General features: G+C 68.8%; 21 protein-coding genes. 15 read left to right on the top strand and 6 right to left on the bottom strand.

The genetic code is table 11. The features are described 5' to 3' along the window. Nucleotides 1-27 precede the first annotated feature (27 nt). Complete coding sequence (locus AC1DFC_RS26065; RefSeq protein ID WP_007837896.1) at nucleotides 28-1,185, bottom strand: ABC transporter substrate-binding protein; 1,158 nt, start codon at nucleotides 1,183-1,185, stop codon at nucleotides 28-30. 115 nt (nucleotides 1,186-1,300) lie between these two features. Next, nucleotides 1,301-2,878, bottom strand: coding sequence for a phospholipase D family protein (locus tag AC1DFC_RS26060; protein WP_478180253.1), 1,578 nt, complete (start codon nucleotides 2,876-2,878; stop codon nucleotides 1,301-1,303). Nucleotides 2,879-2,949: 71 nt separating this feature from the next. Between AC1DFC_RS26060 and AC1DFC_RS26055 the strand changes: the two genes are divergently transcribed. Next, entirely contained in the window at nucleotides 2,950-4,179 is a 1,230-nt protein-coding gene (locus AC1DFC_RS26055) for a nucleoside recognition domain-containing protein (RefSeq protein WP_413335820.1), read from the top strand. Here the strand turns inward: AC1DFC_RS26055 and AC1DFC_RS26050 are convergent. Beyond that, complete coding sequence (locus AC1DFC_RS26050) at nucleotides 4,161-6,149, bottom strand: alkyl/aryl-sulfatase (protein WP_413335818.1); 1,989 nt, start codon at nucleotides 6,147-6,149, stop codon at nucleotides 4,161-4,163. The two genes, AC1DFC_RS26055 and AC1DFC_RS26050, sit on opposite strands and share 19 nt — an antisense overlap. Nucleotides 6,150-6,222: 73 nt before the next feature. Between AC1DFC_RS26050 and AC1DFC_RS26045 the strand changes: the two genes are divergently transcribed. From AC1DFC_RS26045 to AC1DFC_RS26025, 5 genes are all read left to right on the top strand, one after another. After that, on the top strand, nucleotides 6,223-7,137 hold the full coding sequence (locus AC1DFC_RS26045) for a LysR family transcriptional regulator (protein WP_413315043.1): 915 nt from the start codon (nucleotides 6,223-6,225) through the stop codon (nucleotides 7,135-7,137). Nucleotides 7,138-7,180: 43 nt separating this feature from the next. Beyond that, nucleotides 7,181-7,690 (top strand): flavin reductase family protein, encoded by a 510-nt coding sequence (locus AC1DFC_RS26040; RefSeq protein WP_042674233.1) that lies wholly within the window; start codon nucleotides 7,181-7,183, stop codon nucleotides 7,688-7,690. Continuing rightward, complete coding sequence (locus AC1DFC_RS26035) at nucleotides 7,690-8,187, top strand: BON domain-containing protein (RefSeq protein ID WP_007837902.1); 498 nt, start codon at nucleotides 7,690-7,692, stop codon at nucleotides 8,185-8,187. Before AC1DFC_RS26040 ends, AC1DFC_RS26035 begins: the two co-directional genes overlap by 1 nt. An 85-nt stretch (nucleotides 8,188-8,272) precedes the next feature. Further along, complete coding sequence (locus tag AC1DFC_RS26030; RefSeq protein ID WP_413335816.1) at nucleotides 8,273-9,181, top strand: DMT family transporter; 909 nt, start codon at nucleotides 8,273-8,275, stop codon at nucleotides 9,179-9,181. Next, entirely contained in the window at nucleotides 9,178-10,122 is a 945-nt protein-coding gene (locus AC1DFC_RS26025) for a glutaminase (protein ID WP_413335814.1), read from the top strand. The genes AC1DFC_RS26030 and AC1DFC_RS26025 overlap by 4 nt, the downstream gene beginning before the upstream one ends. Nucleotides 10,123-10,129: 7 nt before the next feature. Here the strand turns inward: AC1DFC_RS26025 and AC1DFC_RS26020 are convergent, their stop codons facing one another. Continuing rightward, the gene (locus AC1DFC_RS26020) at nucleotides 10,130-11,125 is read right to left on the bottom strand and encodes an NAD-dependent epimerase/dehydratase family protein (protein WP_413335813.1); all 996 of its coding nucleotides are present in this window, start codon (nucleotides 11,123-11,125) and stop codon (nucleotides 10,130-10,132) included. Nucleotides 11,126-11,220: 95 nt separating this feature from the next. Between AC1DFC_RS26020 and AC1DFC_RS26015 the strand changes: the two genes are divergently transcribed. The 3 genes from AC1DFC_RS26015 (at nucleotide 11,221) to AC1DFC_RS26005 (ending at nucleotide 13,876) form a co-directional block, all read left to right on the top strand. Continuing rightward, the gene (locus AC1DFC_RS26015) at nucleotides 11,221-12,168 is read left to right on the top strand and encodes a LysR family transcriptional regulator (RefSeq protein ID WP_413335811.1); all 948 of its coding nucleotides are present in this window, start codon (nucleotides 11,221-11,223) and stop codon (nucleotides 12,166-12,168) included. Then, on the top strand, nucleotides 12,165-12,665 hold the full coding sequence (locus AC1DFC_RS26010) for a hypothetical protein (RefSeq protein ID WP_007837908.1): 501 nt from the start codon (nucleotides 12,165-12,167) through the stop codon (nucleotides 12,663-12,665). The genes AC1DFC_RS26015 and AC1DFC_RS26010 overlap by 4 nt, the downstream gene beginning before the upstream one ends. A 173-nt stretch (nucleotides 12,666-12,838) precedes the next feature. Further along, a complete protein-coding gene (locus tag AC1DFC_RS26005) occupies nucleotides 12,839-13,876 on the top strand; it encodes an aliphatic amidase (protein ID WP_007837909.1) in 1,038 nt (345 codons plus the stop codon). Nucleotides 13,877-13,883: 7 nt separating this feature from the next. On the opposite strand, the gene AC1DFC_RS26000 is transcribed toward AC1DFC_RS26005, so the two are convergent. After that, nucleotides 13,884-14,777: a LysR family transcriptional regulator gene (locus AC1DFC_RS26000; protein WP_413335285.1), complete on the bottom strand. Its 894-nt coding sequence runs from the start codon at nucleotides 14,775-14,777 to the stop codon at nucleotides 13,884-13,886. Nucleotides 14,778-14,877: 100 nt separating this feature from the next. Between AC1DFC_RS26000 and AC1DFC_RS25995 the strand changes: the two genes are divergently transcribed. Genes AC1DFC_RS25995 through AC1DFC_RS25985 form a run of 3 tightly spaced genes read left to right on the top strand, consistent with a single transcriptional unit; the run spans nucleotide 14,878 to nucleotide 17,129 of the window. Next, nucleotides 14,878-15,072 carry a YjiS-like domain-containing protein gene (locus tag AC1DFC_RS25995; protein ID WP_007837912.1) on the top strand — a complete coding sequence of 65 codons (195 nt, stop codon included), beginning with the start codon at nucleotides 14,878-14,880 and terminating at the stop codon, nucleotides 15,070-15,072. A gap of 31 nt (nucleotides 15,073-15,103) precedes the next feature. Next, complete coding sequence (locus AC1DFC_RS25990) at nucleotides 15,104-16,771, top strand: hypothetical protein (protein ID WP_413335283.1); 1,668 nt, start codon at nucleotides 15,104-15,106, stop codon at nucleotides 16,769-16,771. Nucleotides 16,772-16,787: 16 nt separating this feature from the next. Next, the gene (locus AC1DFC_RS25985) at nucleotides 16,788-17,129 is read left to right on the top strand and encodes a hypothetical protein (RefSeq protein WP_413335281.1); all 342 of its coding nucleotides are present in this window, start codon (nucleotides 16,788-16,790) and stop codon (nucleotides 17,127-17,129) included. Nucleotides 17,130-17,141: 12 nt separating this feature from the next. Here AC1DFC_RS25985 and AC1DFC_RS25980 read toward each other — a convergent pair whose 3' ends face one another. Continuing rightward, nucleotides 17,142-18,176 carry a LacI family DNA-binding transcriptional regulator gene (locus AC1DFC_RS25980; RefSeq protein ID WP_007837931.1) on the bottom strand — a complete coding sequence of 345 codons (1,035 nt, stop codon included), beginning with the start codon at nucleotides 18,174-18,176 and terminating at the stop codon, nucleotides 17,142-17,144. Nucleotides 18,177-18,309: 133 nt separating this feature from the next. Between AC1DFC_RS25980 and AC1DFC_RS25975 the strand changes: the two genes are divergently transcribed. The 3 genes from AC1DFC_RS25975 (at nucleotide 18,310) to AC1DFC_RS25965 (ending at nucleotide 20,964) form a co-directional block, all read left to right on the top strand. After that, nucleotides 18,310-19,176 (top strand): dioxygenase family protein, encoded by an 867-nt coding sequence (locus AC1DFC_RS25975; protein ID WP_007837932.1) that lies wholly within the window; start codon nucleotides 18,310-18,312, stop codon nucleotides 19,174-19,176. A gap of 136 nt (nucleotides 19,177-19,312) precedes the next feature. After that, nucleotides 19,313-20,077, top strand: coding sequence for an SDR family NAD(P)-dependent oxidoreductase (locus AC1DFC_RS25970; protein ID WP_413315035.1), 765 nt, complete (start codon nucleotides 19,313-19,315; stop codon nucleotides 20,075-20,077). After that, nucleotides 20,074-20,964: a beta-keto acid cleavage family enzyme gene (locus tag AC1DFC_RS25965; protein ID WP_007838705.1), complete on the top strand. Its 891-nt coding sequence runs from the start codon at nucleotides 20,074-20,076 to the stop codon at nucleotides 20,962-20,964. The genes AC1DFC_RS25970 and AC1DFC_RS25965 overlap by 4 nt, the downstream gene beginning before the upstream one ends. Nucleotides 20,965-21,063: the final 99 nt, after the last annotated feature.

Here is a 21,063-nt window from a genome sequence, read left to right as displayed (position 1 = left end):
TGCGCGAAGCCCGGGGGAGGACCAGGCCTAGCTCAGCATCTGCCCACGGCTGCCGATCACGGCCACGTCCACGAACTGGCCGCCTTCACGGTTCGTGCGGCCGTAGTTGATCTTCACCCCACCCAGGTCGAAGTTCTCGATGCTCGCCAGTCCCGACATCACCGAGGCACGCGTCAGCGAGCCGCCGGCGCGGCGCATGCCTTCCGCCAGCACGGCCGCGTTCATGTAGCCCTCGAGGCTCGTGAGCGAGAACTCCTTGACGCCGCTGGCCACCATGTCGGCCTGGTAGCGGCGCACGATCTCGTACTTGGTCGAATACGGCGACGGCACCACGATCACGAAGCCCAGGCCGCGCGCCAGGTCGCCCATGGCCGCGAGCGCGCTGGCCGTGATCGACAGGCCGTAGGCCGAGCTGCTGTTGCCCGCTTCGCGCAATGCCTTCAGGAACACCGGTGCCGTGCCGGCCAGGCCGACCACGATGACCTGCGGCTTGGCCTTGGCGATGGCGTCGGCGGCGGGGCCGACTTCCATGCTGGTGGTGTTGGGCGTGGTCGCGATCACCGCCGGCTCCAGCTTGGCCTTGACCAGCGCATTCTTGAAGGCCCCCAGCACCGACTGGCCGAGCGGATCATCCGAATGCACGAGGCCGATACGGCTCTGGCCCAGCACGATGGCCGTGCTCACGAGCTTGTCGACTTCCTGGTCGTAGTTGGCGCGCACCCAGAAGGTGTTCGGCGAAACCTTCTTGCGCAGCGAGATGGTGCCGGTGATCGGGCCGACCACGGCGATGCCGGGGACCGCATCCATCACCGCGGCCGTCTGGCGCGTGCCCAGCGGATGCACCAGCGCGAGCACCGAGCTGTCCTTCTCGAAGGCCAGCGCGTTGGCCTTGGCCACCTCGGGCTTGAACGTGTCGTCTGCAATCACGAGCTCGACCTTGGTACCGTTGATGCCGCCCGCCTTGTTCAGCGCGTTGAAGAACGCGCTCGACCCCTGGTAGAGACCCTGCCCGTTGGCCTTCTCGACACTGCTGTTGTCGAAGGTAGCGCCGACGCGCACCGCCCGCGTCTGCGCAAGCGCCGGAAATCCCAAGCCCGCTGCAGCGGTTGCGGCCAGCCCGGTCAGCGCACGGCGACGGCTGGTGGAAAGCGGCGCAATCGATTCGCGCGGCACAGGAACGGTCATGGGGGAAATCTCCAGGAGCCCTCCAAAGGGCAGTGACAAAACTTCACATTTCTACTAGAAATGTAACGCACTCCCTCCTCCTGGAAAGGACGTTCGGACTCAGCCAGTCAGCTGTCTACAACAGTTCCTCGCCCACGATGGGCAGCAGCAGCCAGTTCTTGAAGCGCAGCCAGAGGAATTCGCCGGGTTCGTCCTCGTGGACGATGTCGCCGCCGGCATCGTCGTACTCGAGCCACTGCACGCGCCGGCCGTCGGGCCCGAGCCGCAGCCTGTAGCCCAGGTTGAGGCGCTCGCCGCCGAGCAGCTTGTCGTAGTCCTTCACCAGTTCCGGGCTGTCGATCACGAGGCCCATTTCGGTATTGACGGCGGCCGAGCGGTGGTCGAGGTTCATCGAGCCGACGAAAAACCGGTCGTCGTCGACCACTGCGAGCTTGGCGTGCAGCCGGCTGATCGACTTGCCGAAATCCCCGAACCGGCCCGAGCGCCCCGTGAGCGTGGGCGCGATCTCGTAGATGGTGACGCCGATCTTCAGCATGTCGGCGCGGTAACGCTCGTAGCCTGCGTAGGCGAGCGGCTCGTCGGTCGCACCGAGCGAGTTGGTGACCACCGTGATGCGTCCGCCCTGCTCGATGGCCTTCTTCATCATCGCCATGCCGCGCGCGCCGGGAATGAAGTACGGCGAGCCGATCTTGACCTCGCGCTTCGCCGAATTGATGACGCCGAGCGCGCCCTCGGTCACGCTGCCCCCGAAGGCCGCCTCGGGCTTGCGCGTGATCTTCTCGGGGTCGTCCACGAACAGCTTGAACGGCGCCCAGTGGCGATCGACATCGCCGGTGATCAGCTCCTGGCCCACCGGCGGCTTGTCGAGGACGTCGCGCGGGCGCATCGGCACGTCGGGCACCGCGGTGCGAGCGATGGCGTCGAAGCGCTTCTGCGCCTCTTCCACCGGCATGCGCAGCGGCGCGATCTGCTCGATGGGACGCACGTGTTCGCTGTTCCAGTAGCGGTCGAAGCCCTCGGACATCTGGCGCACCACGGGGCCGCTGGACAGCACGTCCATGTCGATGAAGTTCGCCGCCGTGCTGCGCATGAAGTATTCGTTGGCGATATTTCTGCCGCCCGACACCGCGAAGCTGTTGTCGGCCACCAGCAGCTTGTTGTGCATGCGATGGTTGATGCGGCCGAAGTCGGTCAATGAAGACAGCAGCCGCGCCGACAGCGAATTGGCGCGCGAGGGCAGCGGGTTGAACAGCCGCACCTCGATGTTCGGGAAGGCCGACAGCGTGCTGAAGACCTCGTCCTCGCCGGCCGTGTAGAGATCATCCACCAGCAGGCGCACGCGCACGCCGCGCGCGGCGGCTTCGCGCAGCTCCTTGAGCAGCAGCAGGCCGACGTCGTCCTTCTGGATCAGGTAGTACTGCACGTCGAGCGATTTCTCGGCATGCCGCGCGAGCGAGATGCGGGCGTCGAAGGCAAACGCCGCCTCTGGCAGCAGGCGGAAGCCCGAGAGCGCGGCGGACCCGCCCGGCATTCCCTTGGCCGCCAGCTGCCCGAGCTCGGTCTGCGCCACGTCGGTGATCGCCGCGACGTTCGCGCGCGGCACGGGCGGCGGCAGGCTGACGCAGCCGGCCAGCCATGCGGCCGCAACAAAGCCCAGGAAGGCGGCGAAACGACGAACGATGAAAGCGCGCATGGCCCGAACTGTAGCTCGCGGCGGGCCGCAGCGGCGACCTATGATCGACCCGCAAAAAAGGAAAGAGAAGCGTGCTCAACGGCTTGTGGCTGGGTTTCTTCGGGATGGCGGCGCTGGCGGCGCTGGGGCGGTGGCTCGTGGGGGGCGACCCGACCGTGTTCGCGGCCCTGGTCGAAAGCCTGTTCGCGATGGCGCGGCTGGCAGTCGAGGTGATGGTGCTGCTGTTCGGCACGCTCACGCTGTGGCTGGGCTTCCTGCGCATCGCCGAGGCGGCGGGGCTGGTCGGCTGGCTGGCGCGGCTGCTGGGGCCGCTGTTCCGGCGCCTCATGCCGGGCGTGCCGGCGGGGCATCCGGCGCTCGGGCTCATCACGATGAACTTCGCGGCCAATGCGCTGGGGCTGGACAACGCCGCCACGCCCATCGGCCTGAAGGCGATGCGCGAGCTGCAGCGGCTGAACCCCGACCCGGTGACGGCCACCAACGCGCAGATTCTCTTTCTGGTGCTCAACGCTTCGTCGCTGACCCTGCTGCCGGTCACCATCTTCATGTACCGCGCGCAACAGGGCGCGGGCGACCCGACGCTGGTGTTCCTGCCGATCCTGCTGGCCACCAGCGCCTCGACGCTGGTCGGGCTGCTGTCGGTGGCGGTGGCGCAACGCCTGCGGCTGTGGGACCCGGTGGTGCTGGCCTACCTCGTGCCCGGCGCGCTGCTGCTGGGCGGCTTCATGGCGCTGCTGGGCACGCTGTCGGCGGCGGCCATCGCGTCGCTGTCGTCGCTGCTGGGCAACCTCACGCTGTTCGGCGTGGTCATGGTGTTCCTGCTGGCCGGGGCGATCCGCCGCGTGAAGGTGTACGAGTGCTTCATCGAAGGCGCGAAGGAAGGCTTCGACATCGCGAAGAACCTGCTGCCGTACCTCGTCGCGATGCTGTGCGCGGTCGGCGTGCTGCGGGCCTCGGGCGCGCTCGACGTCGTGCTCGGCGGCCTGCGCTGGCTGGTACACGCAGGCGGCTTCGACGCGCGCTTCGTCGACGCCATGCCCACCGCACTGGTCAAGCCCTTCTCGGGCAGCGCGGCGCGCGCGATGCTGATCGAGACCATGAAGAGCCAGGGCGTCGACAGCTTCCCCGCGCTGGTGGCCGCCACCATCCAGGGCAGCACCGAGACCACCTTCTACGTGCTGGCCGTGTACTTCGGCGCGGTGGGCATCCAGCGCGCGCGGCATGCGGTGGCGTGTGCGTTGCTGGCCGAGCTGGCGGGCGTGGTGGCCGCCATCGCGGTGTGCTACTGGTTCTTCGGCTGAGCCTTGGGCTCGACGATCGGGAACATCGGCTCGAAGGTGTCGAGCATCGACATCAGTTCCGCCAGCTTCGCGCGGTCCCCGTCGATCTTCACCTTGCCCGCGAGCACCGCCGCAGAAAAGCTCGTCTCCTTCAGCGTGACCGCGTCGAGCGTGGCCCGGCTCAATGTCACCGTGGCGTCTGCACCCGGCTGCCGTCCCGCGATGTGGGTCAGCGCCGAGTTCTCCAGCGTCAGCACGAACTGCTGGTTCGAATCGGTGAAGTTCCAGTTGATGACCATCTTCTTGCCCTCGGCCTTGGCCGCATCGAGCCGCACGCCGAGGAAGTCGAAGAACAGGTCATTGCTCACCGCCTTCAGCGTGTCGGCATTGGAGCTGCTGCCCGCCGGGATCTTCGGCACGCCATTGCGCAACTCCATCGCGCCCACCAGGTAGGCGCTGCGCCACGTGCCGGCCTCCGACTGGTAGCCCAGCTGCTCGAGCGCGTCGGCACCCAGTTCGCGGGCCGCGCGGTTCGACGGATCGGCATACACGACCTGGCTCATCGCGCTGGCCACCCAGCGGAATTCGCCCTTTCCGAAGTCTTCGCGCGCACGGGCCAGCACCGCATCGGCGCCGCCCATGTACTCGAGCGTCTTCTTCGCATAGGCCACAGGCGGCAGCGGGTTCAGGTTGGCGGGGTTGGCGTCGTACCAGCCCAGGTATTTCTGGTACACGGCCTTGGCGTTGTGACTCAGCGTGCCGTAGTAGCCGCGCGCCGACCATTCCTGCTCCAGGCTCGCCGGCATGCGCAGCGTCTCGGCAATGTCGGCGGCGGTGTAGCCCTGGTTGAGCAGGCGCAGCGACTGGTCGTTGATGAACTTGTACATGTCGCGCTGCTTCTTCAGCAGCTCGACGATGCGCTCCTGCCCGAAGGTGGGCCAGTGGTGCTGGGCGATCAGCACCTCGGCCTTGCCGCCGAAAGCCACGCGCGCCTCGTCGATGTACTTCGACCACAGGTTGCCGTCGCGCACCTCGGCGCCGCGGATCGTGTAGAGGTTGTGCATGGTGTGCGTCACGTCTTCCGCCATGTCCAGCACGCGGAACTGCGGCAGGTACATGAGCATTTCCGACGGTGCCTCGGAGCCTGGCACCAGGCGGAACACGAACTGCACGCCATCGATGGTGCGCTCCTCGGTCGGCTTGTCGATGGTGGCCGTGGGCGCGATCAGCGTGACCGTGCCGCGCGCCAGCGCCTTGCCCAACCCCGTGTCGACCTGCCCGCGCACGCCCGGCGGCAGCAGCGAGCCGAACTGGTACTGCGAGCGCCGGCTCATCGCGTTGCCCGCGAGGATGTTCTCGGCCACGGCCGTTTCCATGAAGCCCGCGGGCGCGAGCACCTGCACCTTGCCGGCCTTCACGTCGGCCTCGTCGATCACGCCCTTCACGCCACCGAAGTGGTCGGCATGGCCGTGCGTGTAGATCACCGTGCCCACCGGCTTGCGGGGCCGGTGCCGGTAGTACAGATCGAGCGCGGCGCGCGCGGTTTCGGCGGCCAGCAGCGGGTCGATCACGATCAGCGAGGTATCGCCCTCGACGACGGTCATGTTGGCGATGTCGAAGCCGCGCACCTGGTAGACGCGATCGCTCACCTTGAACAGGCCGTGGATCGCATTGAGCTGCGCCTGCCGCCACAGGCTCGGGTTGACGGTGTCGGCCGGCGCGTCGGCCTTGAGGAAGTCGTACGGCTTCATGCTCCACACAGGGCGCGCGCCGGCACCGGGCACGAGCGCATCTGGCACGGTGCCGACGAAGCCGCGCATCGCGTCCTCGAAGTCCTGCCGGTCGGCGAAGGGCAGCGTCTTCGCCATGTCTGCATTGGCCTGCAAGGTGGAGGGCTGCGGCGCCTTGGGGGCGATCTGCGCGGAAATCGACGATGCGCCCAGCGCGCACGCCAGGGCAACGAGTGCGGTGGAGAAGGAAGAAGGGGTCATCCAACAATTCTGCGAAGCGCTGCAAGCATTGGCAAATGCAAAATATGCGCTGTCTTTTTAACCAGAACGCAAAATGCAGCTGCGCCAGCTCCAGCACCTCGTCGCCCTCGCCGACCAGGGCAGCTTCGGCCGCGCGGCACAGGCCTCGCACCTGTCGCAGCCCGCCCTCTCGCGCAGCATCGAGAACCTCGAGGAGGGCCTGCAGGCGCGCCTGATCGACCGCGCCTACGGCAGCGTGCGCTTCACGCAGGCCGGCGAGCTGGTGCTGGCGCGCGCCCGCGAACTGCTGGCCGACGCGAAGCAGATCGAGCGCGACGTGCTGCAGCTCGAAGGCCTCGCCATCGGCAGCCTCGCGGTGGGCCTCGGTCCCTTCGCCGCCGGCACGCTGGGCCGTGTGGCGCTGTCGCTCATGGCCCAGCGCCACCCGCAGCTGCAGATGCGCATGGAAGTGGCCGACACCGTCACCCTGTGCGAGCGCCTGCAGCGCCGGCAGCTCGACCTGTTCATCGCCGACACGCGCGACCTGACGAAGCGGCAACCCGGCCTGAAGCTCGCGCGCCTGCCCGACGTACCGGTGTCGTTCTTCGTGCGGCCGAAGCACCCGCTGCTGCGGCTGAGGCAGGCGACGCTCGAGAAAATCATGGCCTACCCCGTGGCCGGCCCGCACCTGCCGGCCGAGGTGGCAACGCATTTCGACCGGCAGGCCCGACGGGGCGACCGCAGCGTGTTCAACGTGACCTGCGACGACGCCGGCACGCTGCGGCATCTCGCGCTCACGGCCAACGCGGTGATCCTCGCCCCCGACGCCCCGGGGCCGGGCCACGAAACGGGCGCGCTGGTTCCGCTGCCGGTCGCGGGCCTCGCGCACATGCAGACGCACTACAGCCTCGTGACCCTTGCAGGGCGTACGCTTTCACCTGCCGCCACCGTCTACGCCAGCCTGGTGGCAGAGCTGATGAGCCCGGCCAAGCAGCCGGACAGGCGCTGAGCCAAAATGGTCCTCCGCCCTCCAAGCCTTGCCGCCTTTTTCAGTGACCACCTCCCGCCGGGCCCAGCCGCCCTCCTTTTCGCCCGACGAGTTTCGTGAAGCGCTCGGCATGTTCGCCACCGGCGTCACCATCGTCACCGCACGCGCGGCCGACGGCACGCTGGTCGGCCTCACGGCCAACTCCTTCAACTCGGTGTCGCTTGCGCCGCCGCTGGTGCTGTGGAGCCTGGCGCGCGCGGCCGGCTCGATGCCCGCGCTGAGCACCGGCTCGCACTACGCGGTGAACATCCTCGCGGCCAACCAGAAGGCGCTGGCCGAACGCTTCGCGGCCAAGAACATCGACCGCTGGGCCGACGTGGCCTTCACCGAGGGCCTCGGCGGCGCACCGGTGCTGGTGGGCGCGGCCGCCAGCTTCGAGTGCTTCAACCGCAGCCGCTACGACGAAGGCGACCACGTGATCTTCGTGGGCGAGGTGGAGCGCTGCACGCACGATGCGGGCGCCTCGCCGCTGCTGTTCCACGGCGGGCGCTTCTATACCGAGCATCCCTTGTGATGAAACGCCCTGCGCTGTTGTCCGTCCTGTTGCTCGCTGCGCAGACCGGCATGGCGCAGGAAACGGCGGGGCCGCTCAAGCAGAACTGGTTCGACGATCCGTTCTTCCAGGTGTCCGCAGGCCTGCCCGCCTGCGCGATGCCCGAAGGCCCGTTCTACACGGCCGAGGAACGCCGCCTGCAGACCCACTCGCGGCTGGAGCGCGGCACCAGCTGCTGGCTGGCCGGCAAATGCACCGACAGCAACGCCTACCGCTACGACAAGCCGCTCGCGCCCAAGGTGCGCGCCGCATTGCTGGCGGTGCCGGGCGTGAACAAGGGCAGCGTGTGGGTGATGATCCAGCGCCGCTGGGTGTACCTGCAGGGCTGCGTGCCCAATGCCGCGCTGGCGAAAAAGCTCGAACGCGCCGCGCGCGCCCTGCCCGACGTCGAGACCGTGGTGCCCGACCTGATGGTCGGCACGCGCGGCAAGCCGCCCTACCCTCGGGCCGCGAACTGACGGCGCCTTGCGCGCGGATCACGCTGGCGCGGTACGATCATCGGATGAATCTGGCGGGCAATCCGCCGTGACCGACCGCCCGCCAATGATCCAGCGCAAGACCCATCTCGACAGCCTCGCCATCGGCCTGCTCATTGCCTGCTGCGCCTTCTGGGGCCTGCAGCAGATCCTCATCAAGACCACCGTGGCCGAGGTGCCGCCGCTGTGGCAGGCCTCGATCCGCATGACCGGCGCGGTCGTGCTGCTGTGGCTGTGGTGCGTGTGGCGGCGCGTGCCGCTGTTCGAGCGCGACGGCACGCTGTGGCCGGGGCTGCTGGCGGGGCTGCTGTTCTCGGGCGAGTTCGCCGGCATCTACCTGGGGCTGCAGCACACCAGCGCCTCGCGGCTCACGGTGTTTCTCTACACCGCGCCTTTCTGGGTGTCGCTGCTGCTGCCGCGCTGGGTGCCTGCCGAACGGCTGCGCGGCTTCCAGTGGCTGGGCCTGTTCATCGCGTTCTCGGGCGTGGTGCTGGCTTTCAGCGAGGGCTTCGGCCACATGAGTTCGTCGCAGCTCGTCGGCGACGGGATGGCACTGGCCGCCGGCATGCTCTGGGGCCTGACCACGCTGACGCTGCGCACCACGCGGCTGGCCACGGCCAGTGCAGAGAAGACGCTGTTCTATCAGGTGGCAGTGACGGCGGCGGTGTGCCCGGTGGTGTCGCTCGCGCTCGGCGAGCACTGGAGTTTTTCGTACTCCAGCTGGGCCTGGACCTCCATCGGCCTGCAGACCGTGATCGGCGCCTTCGCCAGCTACCTCACCTGGATGTGGCTGCTGCGGCACTACCCGGCCACGCAGATGTCGTCCTTCACCTTTCTCACGCCGCTGTTCGCGCTGGTGTTCGGCGTGGCGCTGCTGAAGGAGCCGCTCACGGCGCAGCTGATGATGGCGCTGGTCGGCGTCGCGCTGGGCATCGTGCTGGTGAACCGGCGGCCTGCGGTACAACGCAGCGCATGAGCAAGACCACCACGAATTTCCAGCCGGTACTCGACGAGATCGTTGCCTCCCTGCGCCCGCAGCTCGGCCAGGGCGGCACCGTCACCAGCTACATCCCGGCGCTGGCACGCGTCGATGCGCGGCAGTTCGGCATTGCGCTGCGCACCTGCGAGGGCGAAGAGGCCGGTGCGGGCGACTGCGAGACGCCCTTTTCCATCCAGAGCGTGTCGAAGCTCTTCACGCTCACGCTCGCCATGCAGCGCATGGGCGATGCGCTGTGGGAGCGCATCGGCCGCGAGCCCTCGGGCAACCCGTTCAATTCGCTGGTGCAGCTGGAGAACGAACAGGGCAAGCCGCGCAATCCCTTCATCAATGCCGGCGCCATCGCAGTGGCCGACCGGCTGGTGAGCCACGCCAAGGCCAACGGCGGCAGCGCCAAGGCCGACATCCTCGCGCTCATGACGAGCCTGTGCGGCGAGCCCATCGGCTTCGACGACGAAGTCGCGCAATCGGAGGCCGACACGGGCTTTCGCAACATCGCGCTGGCCAACTTCATGAAGAGCTTCGGCAAGATCGACAACGACGTCGCGCCCGTGCTCGATACCTATTTCCACCAATGCGCGCTGCGCATGAGCTGCCGCCAGCTCGCGCGCGCCGCCGCCTACCTGAGCCGCGACGGCGCCCACCCGATCGACGGCGAGCCTGCGATCACCGGCGAGCGGCAGACGCGCCGCATCAACGCGCTGATGCTCACCTGCGGCACCTACGACGCGGCGGGCGACGTGGCCTTTTCCATCGGCCTGCCCTGCAAGAGCGGCGTGGGCGGCGGCGTCGTGGCCGTGGTGCCCGACAAGCTCACGCTGTGCGTGTGGTCGCCCGCGCTGGACGCCACCGGCAATTCGCTGCTGGGCATGAAGGCGCTCGAGATGTTCGTGGCGCGCACGGGGCTGTCGGTGTTCTGATCGCTCTTCAGGCCGTGGCGGCCAACGGCGCCGAGGCCAGGCAACCCATGCCTTCCAGTGCGGCCTCCACCGCCTCTTCGAGCGGCGTGTGCGGCTCGCGCCCAAGGAAGGCCATCAGCTTCGCGTTGTCCATGCCCACGGGTGTGCGCCACAGATAGCGCATCTCGCGCATCTCGCGGAAGGTGACGACGAAGGGCGAGGCCAGCGTCAGCAGCCACCACGGAAAGGCCGACACGCGCACCGCGGCGCCGGTGCCGCGCGTGCGCCGCGCCACCACCTTGCCGATGGCGCCGCTCATGCGCGTGCCGTCGGCGTCCCAGTGGCCCGCCATGTGGAAGCACGCGAAGGGTTCGAGCCGGTCGCGCCGCGCGAGCAGCTCGACCATGGTGCGTGCCACGTCGGGCAGGTACGACCACTGGTGGCCGACACCGGCGCGGCCCGGGTAGCTCACGGCCTTGACCGGCTGCCCCGCCTTTACCAGCCCCTGCGAGAACCAGTTGTTGCCGGCTTTCGGGCCGAAGAAATCCCCGGCGCGCACGATCAGCACACGGGCGCCCTGGCGGCTCGCGTCTTCGAGGCGCCGTTCCATCTCCACGCGGATCGCGCCCTTGCGGGTGAGCGGGTGCTGCGGCGAGTCTTCGGCCAGCAGCGGGAAGGCGTCGGGGCCGAAGTTGTAGACCGTGCCGGGCAGCACGACGGTCGCGCCCTCGGCCTTCGCGGCGGCGATGGTGTTGTCGAGCATCGGCAGCACCAGCTCCGACCAGCGGCGATAGCCCGGCGGATTGACCGCATGCACGATGACCGCGCAGCCCGTCGCGGCCTGCCTCACGGCCTGCGCATCCATCGCGTCGCCGGCCAGCCAGGTGATGCCGTCGCTGCGGCCTTCGGTCGCGCCGCGCTTGAGTGCGCGCACCTGCCAGCCTGCGTCGCGCAGCTGGCGCGCCACCTCGCCGCCGATGCCGCCCGTTGCGCCAAGAACCAGAACCGTGTCGTTGCGTGCCATGAAATGCTCCAGAACAGTTGTCGATGGACGAATTCTGGATTTGGCGAGGTTCAAAAGGAATTGCCGAACATCAACCAGCAGCTATACATTTCTGTATGACTTCGAACATCGGCTGGGAGCTCTACCGCTCCTTCCTCGGCGTGCTGCGCGAGGGTTCGCTTTCGGGCGCCGCGCGCGCGCTGGGCATCACCCAGCCCACGGCCGGGCGCCACGTGGCCGCGCTCGAGGAGGCATTGGGCGTTGTGCTCTTCACGCGCTCGCAGATCGGCCTGCTGCCGACCGAGGTGGCGCTGGCCTTGCAGACCCACGCCGAGGCCATGGAAAGCACCGCGGCCTCGCTGGAGCGCGCCGCCAGCAGCCATGGTGCGGGCGTGCGCGGCGTGGTGCGGGTGTCGGCCAGCGAGGTGATGGGCGTGGAAGTGCTGCCGCCCATCGTGGCGCGGCTGCGCGAAGCGCATCCGGCGCTGAAGGTCGAGCTGGTGCTGACCAACCGCGTGCAGGACCTGCTGCGGCGCGAAGCCGAAATCGCCGTGCGCATGGTGCGCCCGAAGCAGGAGCAGCTGGTGGCGCGCCGCATCGGCAACATCGAACTGGGCTTTCACGCGCACCGCGACTACCTGGCGCGCCACGGCACGCCGCGCAAGCTCGAGGCGCTGGCCGCGCATGCGGTGATCGGCTACGACCAACCGCCGGCCTTCGTGCGCAAGGCGGGCAAGGCGTGGCCGGGCTATGGCCGCGACGCCTTCTCGCTGCGCACTGACAGCGACCTGGCCCAATTGGCGCTGATCCGCGCGGGTGCGGGCATCGGCATCTGCCAGGTCGGCCTCGCCCGGCGCAGCGACGCGCTGGTGCGCCTGATGCCGCGCACCTTCTCGATGAAACTCGACACCTGGGTCACCATGCACGAGGACCTGCGCCACAGCCCGCGTTGCCGCGCCGCGTTCGACGCGCTGGTCGAGGGACTGCAACAGTACGTTGGCGCACCGGAAGTAGCCGGCACAGAGGGGAAAATGGCCGCCGCGAGAACCCAGGCCACCGAATGACCGACCTTACCGAACCGAACGACTCCGACTCCCTCCCCCTGCAGGAAGACCGCCTCTGGCGCGACGACCGCTGGACCGCCCGCATCATCAAGAACGAGGAAGACGACGGCTGGGCCGTCGAGATGACGCGCCACGGCGACCCCGAGCCGGCACTGGTCGGCCCCTGGACCATGGGCCGCGACAAGAAGAATCCGAAGCCGCTCGACGGCCCCGCCTTCTCCACGCTGGTGAAGACCGCCGCCGAAGTCATCCGCCGCCACGAGCAGCAGCTGCACGCCACGCTCAACAGGAGCGTGACCGTCACCACGCGCGATGACCGGCGCGTGCGCGTGGCGCTGGCCATCGTGCCGGACGAGGACAACCCCTCGGCCACGCTCAGCGCCTACGACGATGCCGACGACTCCGAGCTCGCCAGCCTGAACGTGTCGCCCGCGTTCAGGCTCACGGCCAGCAGCGCGAGTGCGTGGATCGAATCCGGCTACGCGCGGCCGCGCTGACGCACCGGGTACCAACGCAATCAGCGAAATGACGTATGTGCAGCCCGCGCTGAGTTGAGAACAATCGGCTTCGACGACACGAACCCATTGCTCCACCGGAAAGCCCGGATCGGTTGAACGCCGATCCGGGCTTTCCTGTTTTTCTTTCTCAACCATCCTTCAGGAGCAGCGTCATGAGACACGGTGATATTTCGAGCAGCAGCGATTGCGTGGGCGTCGCGGTCGTCAACTACAAGATGCCCCGCCTGCACACCAGGGCCGAGGTGCTGGACAACGCCCGCAAGATCGGCGAGATGCTGGTCGGCATGAAGAAGGGCCTGCCGGGCATGGACCTGGTGATCTTCCCGGAGTACTCGACGCACGGGATCATGTACGACGAGAAGGAGATGTACGACACGGCCGCCACCGTGCCGGGCGAGGAGACCGCGATCTTCGCCGACGCCTGCCGCCGCGCCAACGTGTGGGGCGTGTTCTCGCTGACCGGCGAGCGCCACGAGGAGCATCCGGACAAGGCGCCCTACAACACGCTGATCCTCATGAACAACCAGGGCGAGATCGTCCAGAAGTACCGCAAGATCATGCCGTGGGTGCCCATCGAGGGCTGGTATCCGGGCGACCGCACCTACGTGAGCGAGGGCCCCAAGGGCATGAAGATCAGCCTGATCATCTGCGACGACGGCAACTACCCCGAGATCTGGCGCGACTGCACGATGCGCGGCGCCGAGCTCGTCGTGCGGTGCCAGGGCTACATGTACCCGTCCAAGGAGCAGCAGATCCTGGTGTCGAAGGCCATGGCCTTCATGAACAACACCTACGTGGCGGTGGCCAACGCGGCGGGCTTCGACGGTGTGTACTCGTACTTCGGCCACTCGGCGCTGATCGGCTTCGACGGCCGCACGCTGGGCGAGTGCGGCGAGGAGGAGATGGGCATCAACTACGCCGAACTGTCGATGAGCCTGATCCGCGACGCGCGCAGGAACGGTCAGTCGCAGAACCATCTGTTCAAGCTGCTGCACCGCGGCTATACCGGCACCATCAACTCGGGCGACGGCGACAAGGGGCTGGCGGCCTGCCCCTACGACTTCTACGCGAAGTGGATCAACGACCCCGAAGGAACGCGCGAGATGGTGGAAGCGCTCACGCGCAGCACGGCGGGCACGCCGGAGTGCCCCATCGAGGGTATTCCGAACGGGCCGGCGCAAGGCCGATGAACATGGCTCAGGCCTGACTGAAGGTCTTCAGCACCTCGAGCACGCTCAGCGTCGCACCGTCGAGCAGCGCATGCTGGCGGTGCGCGATGCCCACGCAGCGCGTGAGCTTCGGGCTCACCGGCAGGATCTGCATGCGGTCGTTGCCGGACACCGTGTCGGTCGACTGCTGCAGCGGCAGCAGCGAGGCACCGTAGCCGGCGGCCACGAGGCTGCGCATGGCGGCGTCGTAGTTGAGCTCGATGCGCGCGCGCGGCGCGAAGCCGGCGGCGGCGAACCACTCCATCGTGAGGCGGTACATGTGCGTGGTCGCTTCGTTGAAGATCAGCGGCTGTGCCGCCAGCCAGGCCGGCGTGACGCGCCTCGGCGCCTTCCAGCGGCGCGGCACGAAAGCCATCATGGGCTGCTTGCACCATGGCGTAACGACGATGCCGCGCAGCGGCGGCTGCGGAATGGCGACCAGGCCGATGTCGAGCGTGCCCGCCGCCAGCCGCTCCATGGCCTCGTAGGAGCCGCGGATGCTCACCTCGACGTCGATGCCCGAATGCTCCGCGCCCAGTGCCTCCAGCACCTGTGGCAGCAGGTCGACCAGCACGCCGGTCGAGGTGCCCAGCCGCACGCGGCCCACGCGCCCTTCGGCCTGGCGCTTGACGGTCTCGATCGCGTCGTCGGTGTCGCGCAGCAGCTTGCGCCCGCGCTCCACCAGCGCGGCGCCCGCCGCCGTCGGCGTGATGCGCCGGTTGCCGCGCACCACCAGCGGTGCGCCGAGGCGCGATTCGAGTTCGCTGATGTGCAGGCTCACCGTGGGCTGCGCGAGGTGCAGCGCCCTGGCCGCCGCCGAGAACGTGCCAAGGTCGACGATAGCGATGAGGGTGCGCAGCTGGTCGAGGTTGAGTTGTCGCATCGGTTCACATCAGGAAAAGTGATGGCAAGTGTCAGGAATCTCAACTTCCACAATAGCATGCGTCGCCTGAAGATGAGCGCTCCCAACCAAGGAGCCCATCGTGACCGCGCCAAAGCCATCGTCCTTCCATCAACGCCTGATCCATGCCCTGCGCGGCTGGCACCGCCGCGTGATGGATCGCCGCCGCATGCGCGCCGATGCGTCGCAGCTTTCGCACATGAGCGATCACGAGCTGCGCGACCTGGGCATCGGGCGCAGCGAAGTGCCGCAGCTGCTGGACCGCGACCGTTACTGACACCGCCGGATTTGAGGTTCAAATCGGGGCCGTGCCCAAGCCAGTCCTTCCCGCTCTCCTTTACATCGAACTCACTTCGCCGCAGTCGGTCAATGGCCGACGCGCGGCCTTTCAGTCGCTCTGGCTGCTGGTGCGCATGCGGCATGCCCACGATGCCGGCGCCGGCATCGTGCGGCTGGCGGACCTGCGCGGCGAGGTGTCCGACGCAAGCACGCTGCGCATGGTCGTGAGCCGCGCGTTCCGCGACTTCAAGGCCTGGCATATCGAGGTCGGCTGGGGCGAGGACACGCAGCGCGAGCCCCGCTTCCTCAATGCAGAACGGCGCAGCCAGGGCCCGTTCTGGCTGCCGGCCGCCGAGGCGAAGCGCGTGCGCGTGCTGGTCGAAGGCCGCGCGGCCACGACGGCCGAGGTGGCGTCGTTCCTCGGGCTGCGTTCGCGCGGAACACAGGCCGCCGCCGGCTCGCCGCCGCCTGATGCCGTGCACCTGCAGGACGCGGCTTTCTGGAAGCAGCTGGTCGCGTCGCAGCAGGCGGCGCGGCAGGGCCGGCTGATGGCGCCCGTGGCGGGCGAGAACACGGGCGGGAGCGCCCTCGAATCGATCCGCCTCGCCGGCACGCTGGCCGCCACCGACTTCCAGCGCGCCCTGGTCACGCTCAACGAGGCCATGCTGTGGCGCCGCCTCGGCGACAACGAGCAGGCGCGGCGCCGGCTGCAGGCGCTCAAGAAGCAGCGGCTCGCGCACCACGTGGCGGGCAACGACTACCTCGGCGCGATGGAGTGCATCGTCTCGGCGTGGTGTGCCTACACCGCGCGCGACCTGCCGCTGGCGCAGTCGCTGCTGGGCGGTATGGCCGAAGACGCGGCTCGCGCGCTGGTGCTGCGGCACCACCCCGACGTGCGCTTCGAGTGGTGCAACCTCTGGGCGCTGGTGTGCCGCTCGCGCGCGCTGGCGCTGTCGGCCGACGACATGCCCGCAGCCGCCGCGCTCGCCGAGGAATCGCTGCGCCGTTTCGGCGAGGCGTTGGCGGCCGCCTTCGAGTCGCACTCCTTCGACGCGGCACAGCACGTGGCCGCCAACATGGGCATGGCCGCATGGCTGTTCGACCGCGTGGGACTGTCCGACCTGCCCGCGCTCGCCCACGACGGCAAAGCCGACACCACCCGCCGCGCCGTGCAGTGGATCGCCTTCAGCGAATGGCTCTGCAGCCACGCCGACGGGCAGGGCCGCTCGGCGTGGAACGCGATCTACCTGATGCGCATCGCGCGCGGCCACTGCAGGCCGGAGACCCGGCCCACGCTCGCGCAGTTCCGCGCGCAGAAGCCGCTGGACCCGGCCGCGGTCTCGGTGCTGGCCGGTCCGCTGGCCGACGCTTTCGACGCCGCGAATTGGCCGGCGCACTGGGTGCAGGTGGCGCAGGCGCGGCTGGCCGATCACCGGGCCGGGCAGCGCCGCTACCCGGGCCTGCAGCACTGCAGCCTGCTGTTCGAGCACGCCTGGTACGCGGCGCACGCGGGCGACCTGAAAGCGGCGGAGCAGTCGCTGGCCTCGCTGCGCGAAGCGCTGCCGCAGCTGGTGCCGAGCGACCGCGCCTACTTCACCGAATCGTGGAACGACGCGCTGCCGGCAGAACTGGTGCTGGAGGCGAAGCCGCCACGTCGGCCGGCGGCGCGGAAGAAGGCCGCGTCGCGCGCAAGCTAGACTGGTTTTCAGCAGCATGCCCGAGAACTCCAACGACCCCATCGACCTGGCCGCCCACCGCGAACGCCGCGCGCGGCAGCAGAAGCTGCGCGCAGCAGCGCAGGCATCGCACGGCGCCGACGCATCGGCGAAGCCGGGGCCGGACGAAGTGCCCTGCATCCGTTGCAAGGAGCCCATCTTCGGCTACGCGCTGCGCTGTCCCCATTGCGGCGTGCATTTCAGCGGCCGCGCCGAAGACTTCGCGCCGAACGAAGGTCTGCCGCGACGCGCGAAGGCGATCGTCGCGCTGGTCGCCGTGGCGCTTCTGCTCGCGGGCCTGAGCGACGACATCGCGGCCCTGTGGTGGCGGATGAAATAAGTCCTGCCGCGCTCAGCGCGCGGCGGACGGCTTGGCAGTCGACTTGCGCACCACCAGCTCCGGCCGCAGCACCACGGTCGACGCCGACATCGAACGGCCGTCGATCTCGTCGAACAGCATCTCGGCCGCGCGCCAGCCCAGCTCGCGGTGCGGCAGGCGGATGGTGGTGAGCGGCGGGTCGACCATGTCGACCAGCGGCATGTCGTTGTGGCCGGTGATGGAAATGTCCTTGGGTACGCGCAGGCCGGCTTCGCGCAGCGCGTCGTAGGCGCCCAGTGCCACGAGGTCGTTGCAGCACACCACGGCCTGCGGGGCGGCGCCGGCTTCGAGCATCTGCTTCATCGCCACCGCGCCGGCTTCGCGGCTGTAGCTCGCGCACTCGACCACGCGGAAGGGCTTCATGCGGTGGTCCCTCAAGGCCTGCTCCACGCCCAGCCGACGGCCCACGCCAGTGGGAATGTTCTGCGGGCCCGCGAGGTGCGCGATGCGCTTGTGGCCCAGACCCACGAGGTGATCGACCGCGAGCTTCATCGCCAGCCGGTCATCGCTGACCACCGCGGGCAGGCGGCCGGTCTCGTCGGCCCGGTTGACCAGCACCGCGGTCATGCCGGCCTGGGTGACGAACTCGATCAGCGGGTCGTCGCGCGTGGCGGTGGCCATGACCACCCCGTCCACCCGCTGCGCCAGCATGCGCTCCAGCACGGGCCTTGCGAGCGCGGGATCCACGACGTTGGTGACGAACACGAAGTACCCGCGCGCCGCGGCGCTGGCCTCGATGCCCTGCAGGATGGGCGGGAACACCGCGTTGGTGATGTCCGGCACCAGCACGCCGATGGTGTGGGTGCGGCCCGTTCGCAGCGCCGAGGCCGCGCGGTTGGGCCGGTAGCCCAGGCGCTGCGCCGCCTCCTCGACCACGCGCAGCACCTCGTCGCTGATCAGCGAGCGCTTCTCGGGGCTGAGCGCGCGGGAGACGGTCGACACGTGCACGCCGGCGGCGCGGGCGACGTCGCGGATGGTCACGGGCGTGGAAGTTGGGCTGGTACTCATGGATTGATGCAAACGGTTGTCGTGCCGGTCAGGGGTGCACGGGGCGTTCTGGTATTCCCGACCTGCTGAACGGGGGCATTTTACTTTTCAGCGATCTGGACTAATATCGTGCAAACGATTGCACGAATCCATCATGAACATCGCCACCTCCCCCGAATCGGTGCTGGGCTTCACGCTCGATGCCATGAAACGCACGCCCGACCCGCGGTTGCGCACCGTGATGGAAGCCGTCACGCGCCACCTGCATGCCCTGGTGCAGGAAGTGAAGCTGACGGAAGAAGAGTTCGAGCAGGCACTCGAATTCATCGTCGCCATCGGCCATGCCACGGGCGAGACCAAGAACGAGGTGGTGCTGGCGGCGGACATCCTGGGTGTATCGACCGTGGTCGCGCTGCAGAACAACCAGGACCCGCATGGCGAATCGCCGGCCGCGCTGCTCGGGCCGTTCTGGCGCGCGAACTCGCCGGACTGCGCACTGGGCGAGAGCATCGCGCGCTCGGGCACGCCGGGCATTCCGCTCGAAGTGACGGGCACGGTGCGCGACGGCAGGGGCCAGCCGGTGGCCGGCGCCACGGTCGACGTGTGGCAGGCCTCGCCCATCGGCCTCTACGAAAACCAGGATCCGTCGCAGGAGAACATGAACCTGCGCGGGCGCTTTTCCACCGACGCCGAGGGCCGCTTCCATTTCCGCAGCGTGCGTCCCGCCGGCTACCCGGTGCCGACCGACGGCCCCTGCGGCGTGCTGCTGCGCGCGCAGGTGCGCCACCCGAACCGGCCCGCGCACCTGCACTTCATGGTGAGCAAGCCGGGCCACAAGGTGCTGATCACGCAGGTCTTCGCCGACGACGACGAGAACCTGGAAAGCGACCCGACCTTCGGCGTGACGCGCCGCCTCATCGGCCGCTTCGCACTGGCCCCCGACGGCAAGAGCGCGTCACTCCACCACGACTTCGAACTCGAACCGGGCGAGATGAAGTTCCCCCGCCCTCCTATACCTTGACCACCCCCAGGCTGCGCGCACTTCGTGTCGCTTCGCCAACCCCCTTCGAGGGGGCAACACCTGCGGCCCGGCAAAGCCGGTTCCGCGGTGTTCCGCGAAAAGACTCCGTACCGACTCATCCACTCCTTTCACATCCATGAGCTTCGATCCAGTCTCCAGACTCGACGGCAAGGTCGCCGTCATCACCGGCGGCCTTGGCGCCATCGGCTATGCCACGGCCACGCGCCTGGCCGCGCTCGGCGCCACCTGCGTGCTGCTGCACCGCAAGGGCGACGATGCGGCGGCGCGCGCGGCCGCCCTGCCCTCGGTCAGCGGCCAGCGCCATGCCGCGATCCGCGCCGACATCGTCGACACGCCCAGCCTCGTGGCCGCGGCGGCGGAGGTGAAGGCCACGCTCGGGCGCTGCGACATCCTCGTCAACAGCGCGGGCCATACGAAGCCGGTGCCGGCAGGCGACCTCGACACGCTGACCGACGAACTCATCGACGACATCGTGCGCGCCAATTTCCGCGGCGTGTTCGCCACCATCCGCGCCTTTGCGCCGATGCTGAAGGCCAGCGGCGACGGGCTGGTGGCCAACATCTCTTCCATCGCGGGTTTCACGGGCGTGGGCAGCAACCTCGCCTACGTGGCCGCCAAGGCCGGGCTCGACGTGGTGGGCGACGCGCTGGCCAAGGCACTCGCGCCGTCGGTGCGCGTGGTGTCGGTGTCGCCGGGCGCGGTCGAATCGGGTTTCGTGCCCGGGCGCGGCGCGGAATTCGCGAACAAGATGGCCAGCACCACACCACTGGGCCGCATCGGCTTGCCCGACGACGTGGCTGCCACGGTCGAAGCGCTGGCCACCACGCTGCGCTTCGTGACCGGCACGCGCATCGTGGTCGACGGAGGGCGCCACCTGTGAGCACCGCCAAGACACTCATCACCTGCGCGGTCACGGGCAACCTCGTGAAGCCGGAGCAGACGCCGCACCTGCCGATCACGCCGGTGCAGATCGCCGACGAGTGCCTCGCCGCGGCCGAGGCCGGCGCGGCGCAGGTGCACATCCACGTGCGCCATCCCGAAACCGGCAAGCCCTCGATGGAGGTCGAGCTGTACCGCGAGGTGGTCGAGCGCATCCGCCGCGAGAACCGCGAGCTGATCGTCAACCTCACGACCGGGCCGGGCGGGCGCTTCATTCCGAGCGAGGACGATCCGAAGATCGCCGCACCGGGCACCACGCTGCTGCCGCCCGAGAAGCGCGTGGAACACATTGCGCTCATCAGGCCCGACGTGTGCTCGCTCGACCTCAACACCATGAACTCGGGGCCCGACGTGGTCATCAACACGCCGAAGAACGTGCGGCGCATGGCGAAGGTGATGCGCGAGGCCGGCGTGAAGCCCGAGCTGGAGATCTTCGACTCCGGCGACATCAACCTCGCGCTCGACCTGATCGCCGACGGCACGCTCGACGGCCCGGCCATGTGGACCTTCGTGCTCGGCGTGAAGTACGGCTTCGCGCCCACGCCCGAGACGCTGCTCTATGCGCGCAACATGCTGCCGCGCGGCGCCTTCTGGAGCGCCTTCGGCATCGGGCGCATGGAGTTCCCGATCGTCGCGCAGGCATGGCTGCTGGGCGGCCATGTGCGCGTGGGCATGGAGGACAACATCTACCTGGAGAAGGGCGTGCTCGCCGAGAGCAACGCCCAGCTCGTGGCGAAGGCACGCGACATCCTCGTGAGCCTGGGCGGTGAAGTTGCGAATCCGCGTGAGGCACGCGCGATGCTGGGGTTGCCGGATGCGAGGGGCTAGCGTGGACTCCCGCATCTCTCCTTGTTGTGCGCGGCGTCGTTCGGGGCGCGATCACGCCGACGGGGTACCTTGCTCCGCGAATGTCCCCCGGCCTTCGGC

The organism is Variovorax sp. 10L421 (assembly GCF_056395365.1).
Note: the sequence above shows the minus strand (reverse complement) of the source record. Positions and strands in the feature narration are given on the sequence as shown.

What these genes read in the sequence shown, in the direction of transcription:
- AC1DFC_RS26065 (WP_007837896.1), bottom strand. Translation starts at nt 1,185, where the DNA reads ATGACCGTTCCTGTGCCGCGCGAATCGATTGCGCCGCTTTCCACCAGC.
- AC1DFC_RS26060 (WP_478180253.1), bottom strand. Translation starts at nt 2,878, where the DNA reads ATGCGCGCTTTCATCGTTCGTCGTTTCGCCGCCTTCCTGGGCTTTGTT.
- AC1DFC_RS26050 (WP_413335818.1), bottom strand. Translation starts at nt 6,149, where the DNA reads ATGACCCCTTCTTCCTTCTCCACCGCACTCGTTGCCCTGGCGTGCGCG.
- AC1DFC_RS26045 (WP_413315043.1), top strand. Translation starts at nt 6,223, where the DNA reads ATGCAGCTGCGCCAGCTCCAGCACCTCGTCGCCCTCGCCGACCAGGGC.
- AC1DFC_RS26035 (WP_007837902.1), top strand. Translation starts at nt 7,690, where the DNA reads ATGAAACGCCCTGCGCTGTTGTCCGTCCTGTTGCTCGCTGCGCAGACC.
- AC1DFC_RS26030 (WP_413335816.1), top strand. Translation starts at nt 8,273, where the DNA reads ATGATCCAGCGCAAGACCCATCTCGACAGCCTCGCCATCGGCCTGCTC.
- AC1DFC_RS26025 (WP_413335814.1), top strand. Translation starts at nt 9,178, where the DNA reads ATGAGCAAGACCACCACGAATTTCCAGCCGGTACTCGACGAGATCGTT.
- AC1DFC_RS26020 (WP_413335813.1), bottom strand. Translation starts at nt 11,125, where the DNA reads ATGGCACGCAACGACACGGTTCTGGTTCTTGGCGCAACGGGCGGCATC.
- AC1DFC_RS26015 (WP_413335811.1), top strand. Translation starts at nt 11,221, where the DNA reads ATGACTTCGAACATCGGCTGGGAGCTCTACCGCTCCTTCCTCGGCGTG.
- AC1DFC_RS26010 (WP_007837908.1), top strand. Translation starts at nt 12,165, where the DNA reads ATGACCGACCTTACCGAACCGAACGACTCCGACTCCCTCCCCCTGCAG.
- AC1DFC_RS26005 (WP_007837909.1), top strand. Translation starts at nt 12,839, where the DNA reads ATGAGACACGGTGATATTTCGAGCAGCAGCGATTGCGTGGGCGTCGCG.
- AC1DFC_RS26000 (WP_413335285.1), bottom strand. Translation starts at nt 14,777, where the DNA reads ATGCGACAACTCAACCTCGACCAGCTGCGCACCCTCATCGCTATCGTC.
- AC1DFC_RS25985 (WP_413335281.1), top strand. Translation starts at nt 16,788, where the DNA reads ATGCCCGAGAACTCCAACGACCCCATCGACCTGGCCGCCCACCGCGAA.
- AC1DFC_RS25980 (WP_007837931.1), bottom strand. Translation starts at nt 18,176, where the DNA reads ATGAGTACCAGCCCAACTTCCACGCCCGTGACCATCCGCGACGTCGCC.
- AC1DFC_RS25975 (WP_007837932.1), top strand. Translation starts at nt 18,310, where the DNA reads ATGAACATCGCCACCTCCCCCGAATCGGTGCTGGGCTTCACGCTCGAT.
- AC1DFC_RS25970 (WP_413315035.1), top strand. Translation starts at nt 19,313, where the DNA reads ATGAGCTTCGATCCAGTCTCCAGACTCGACGGCAAGGTCGCCGTCATC.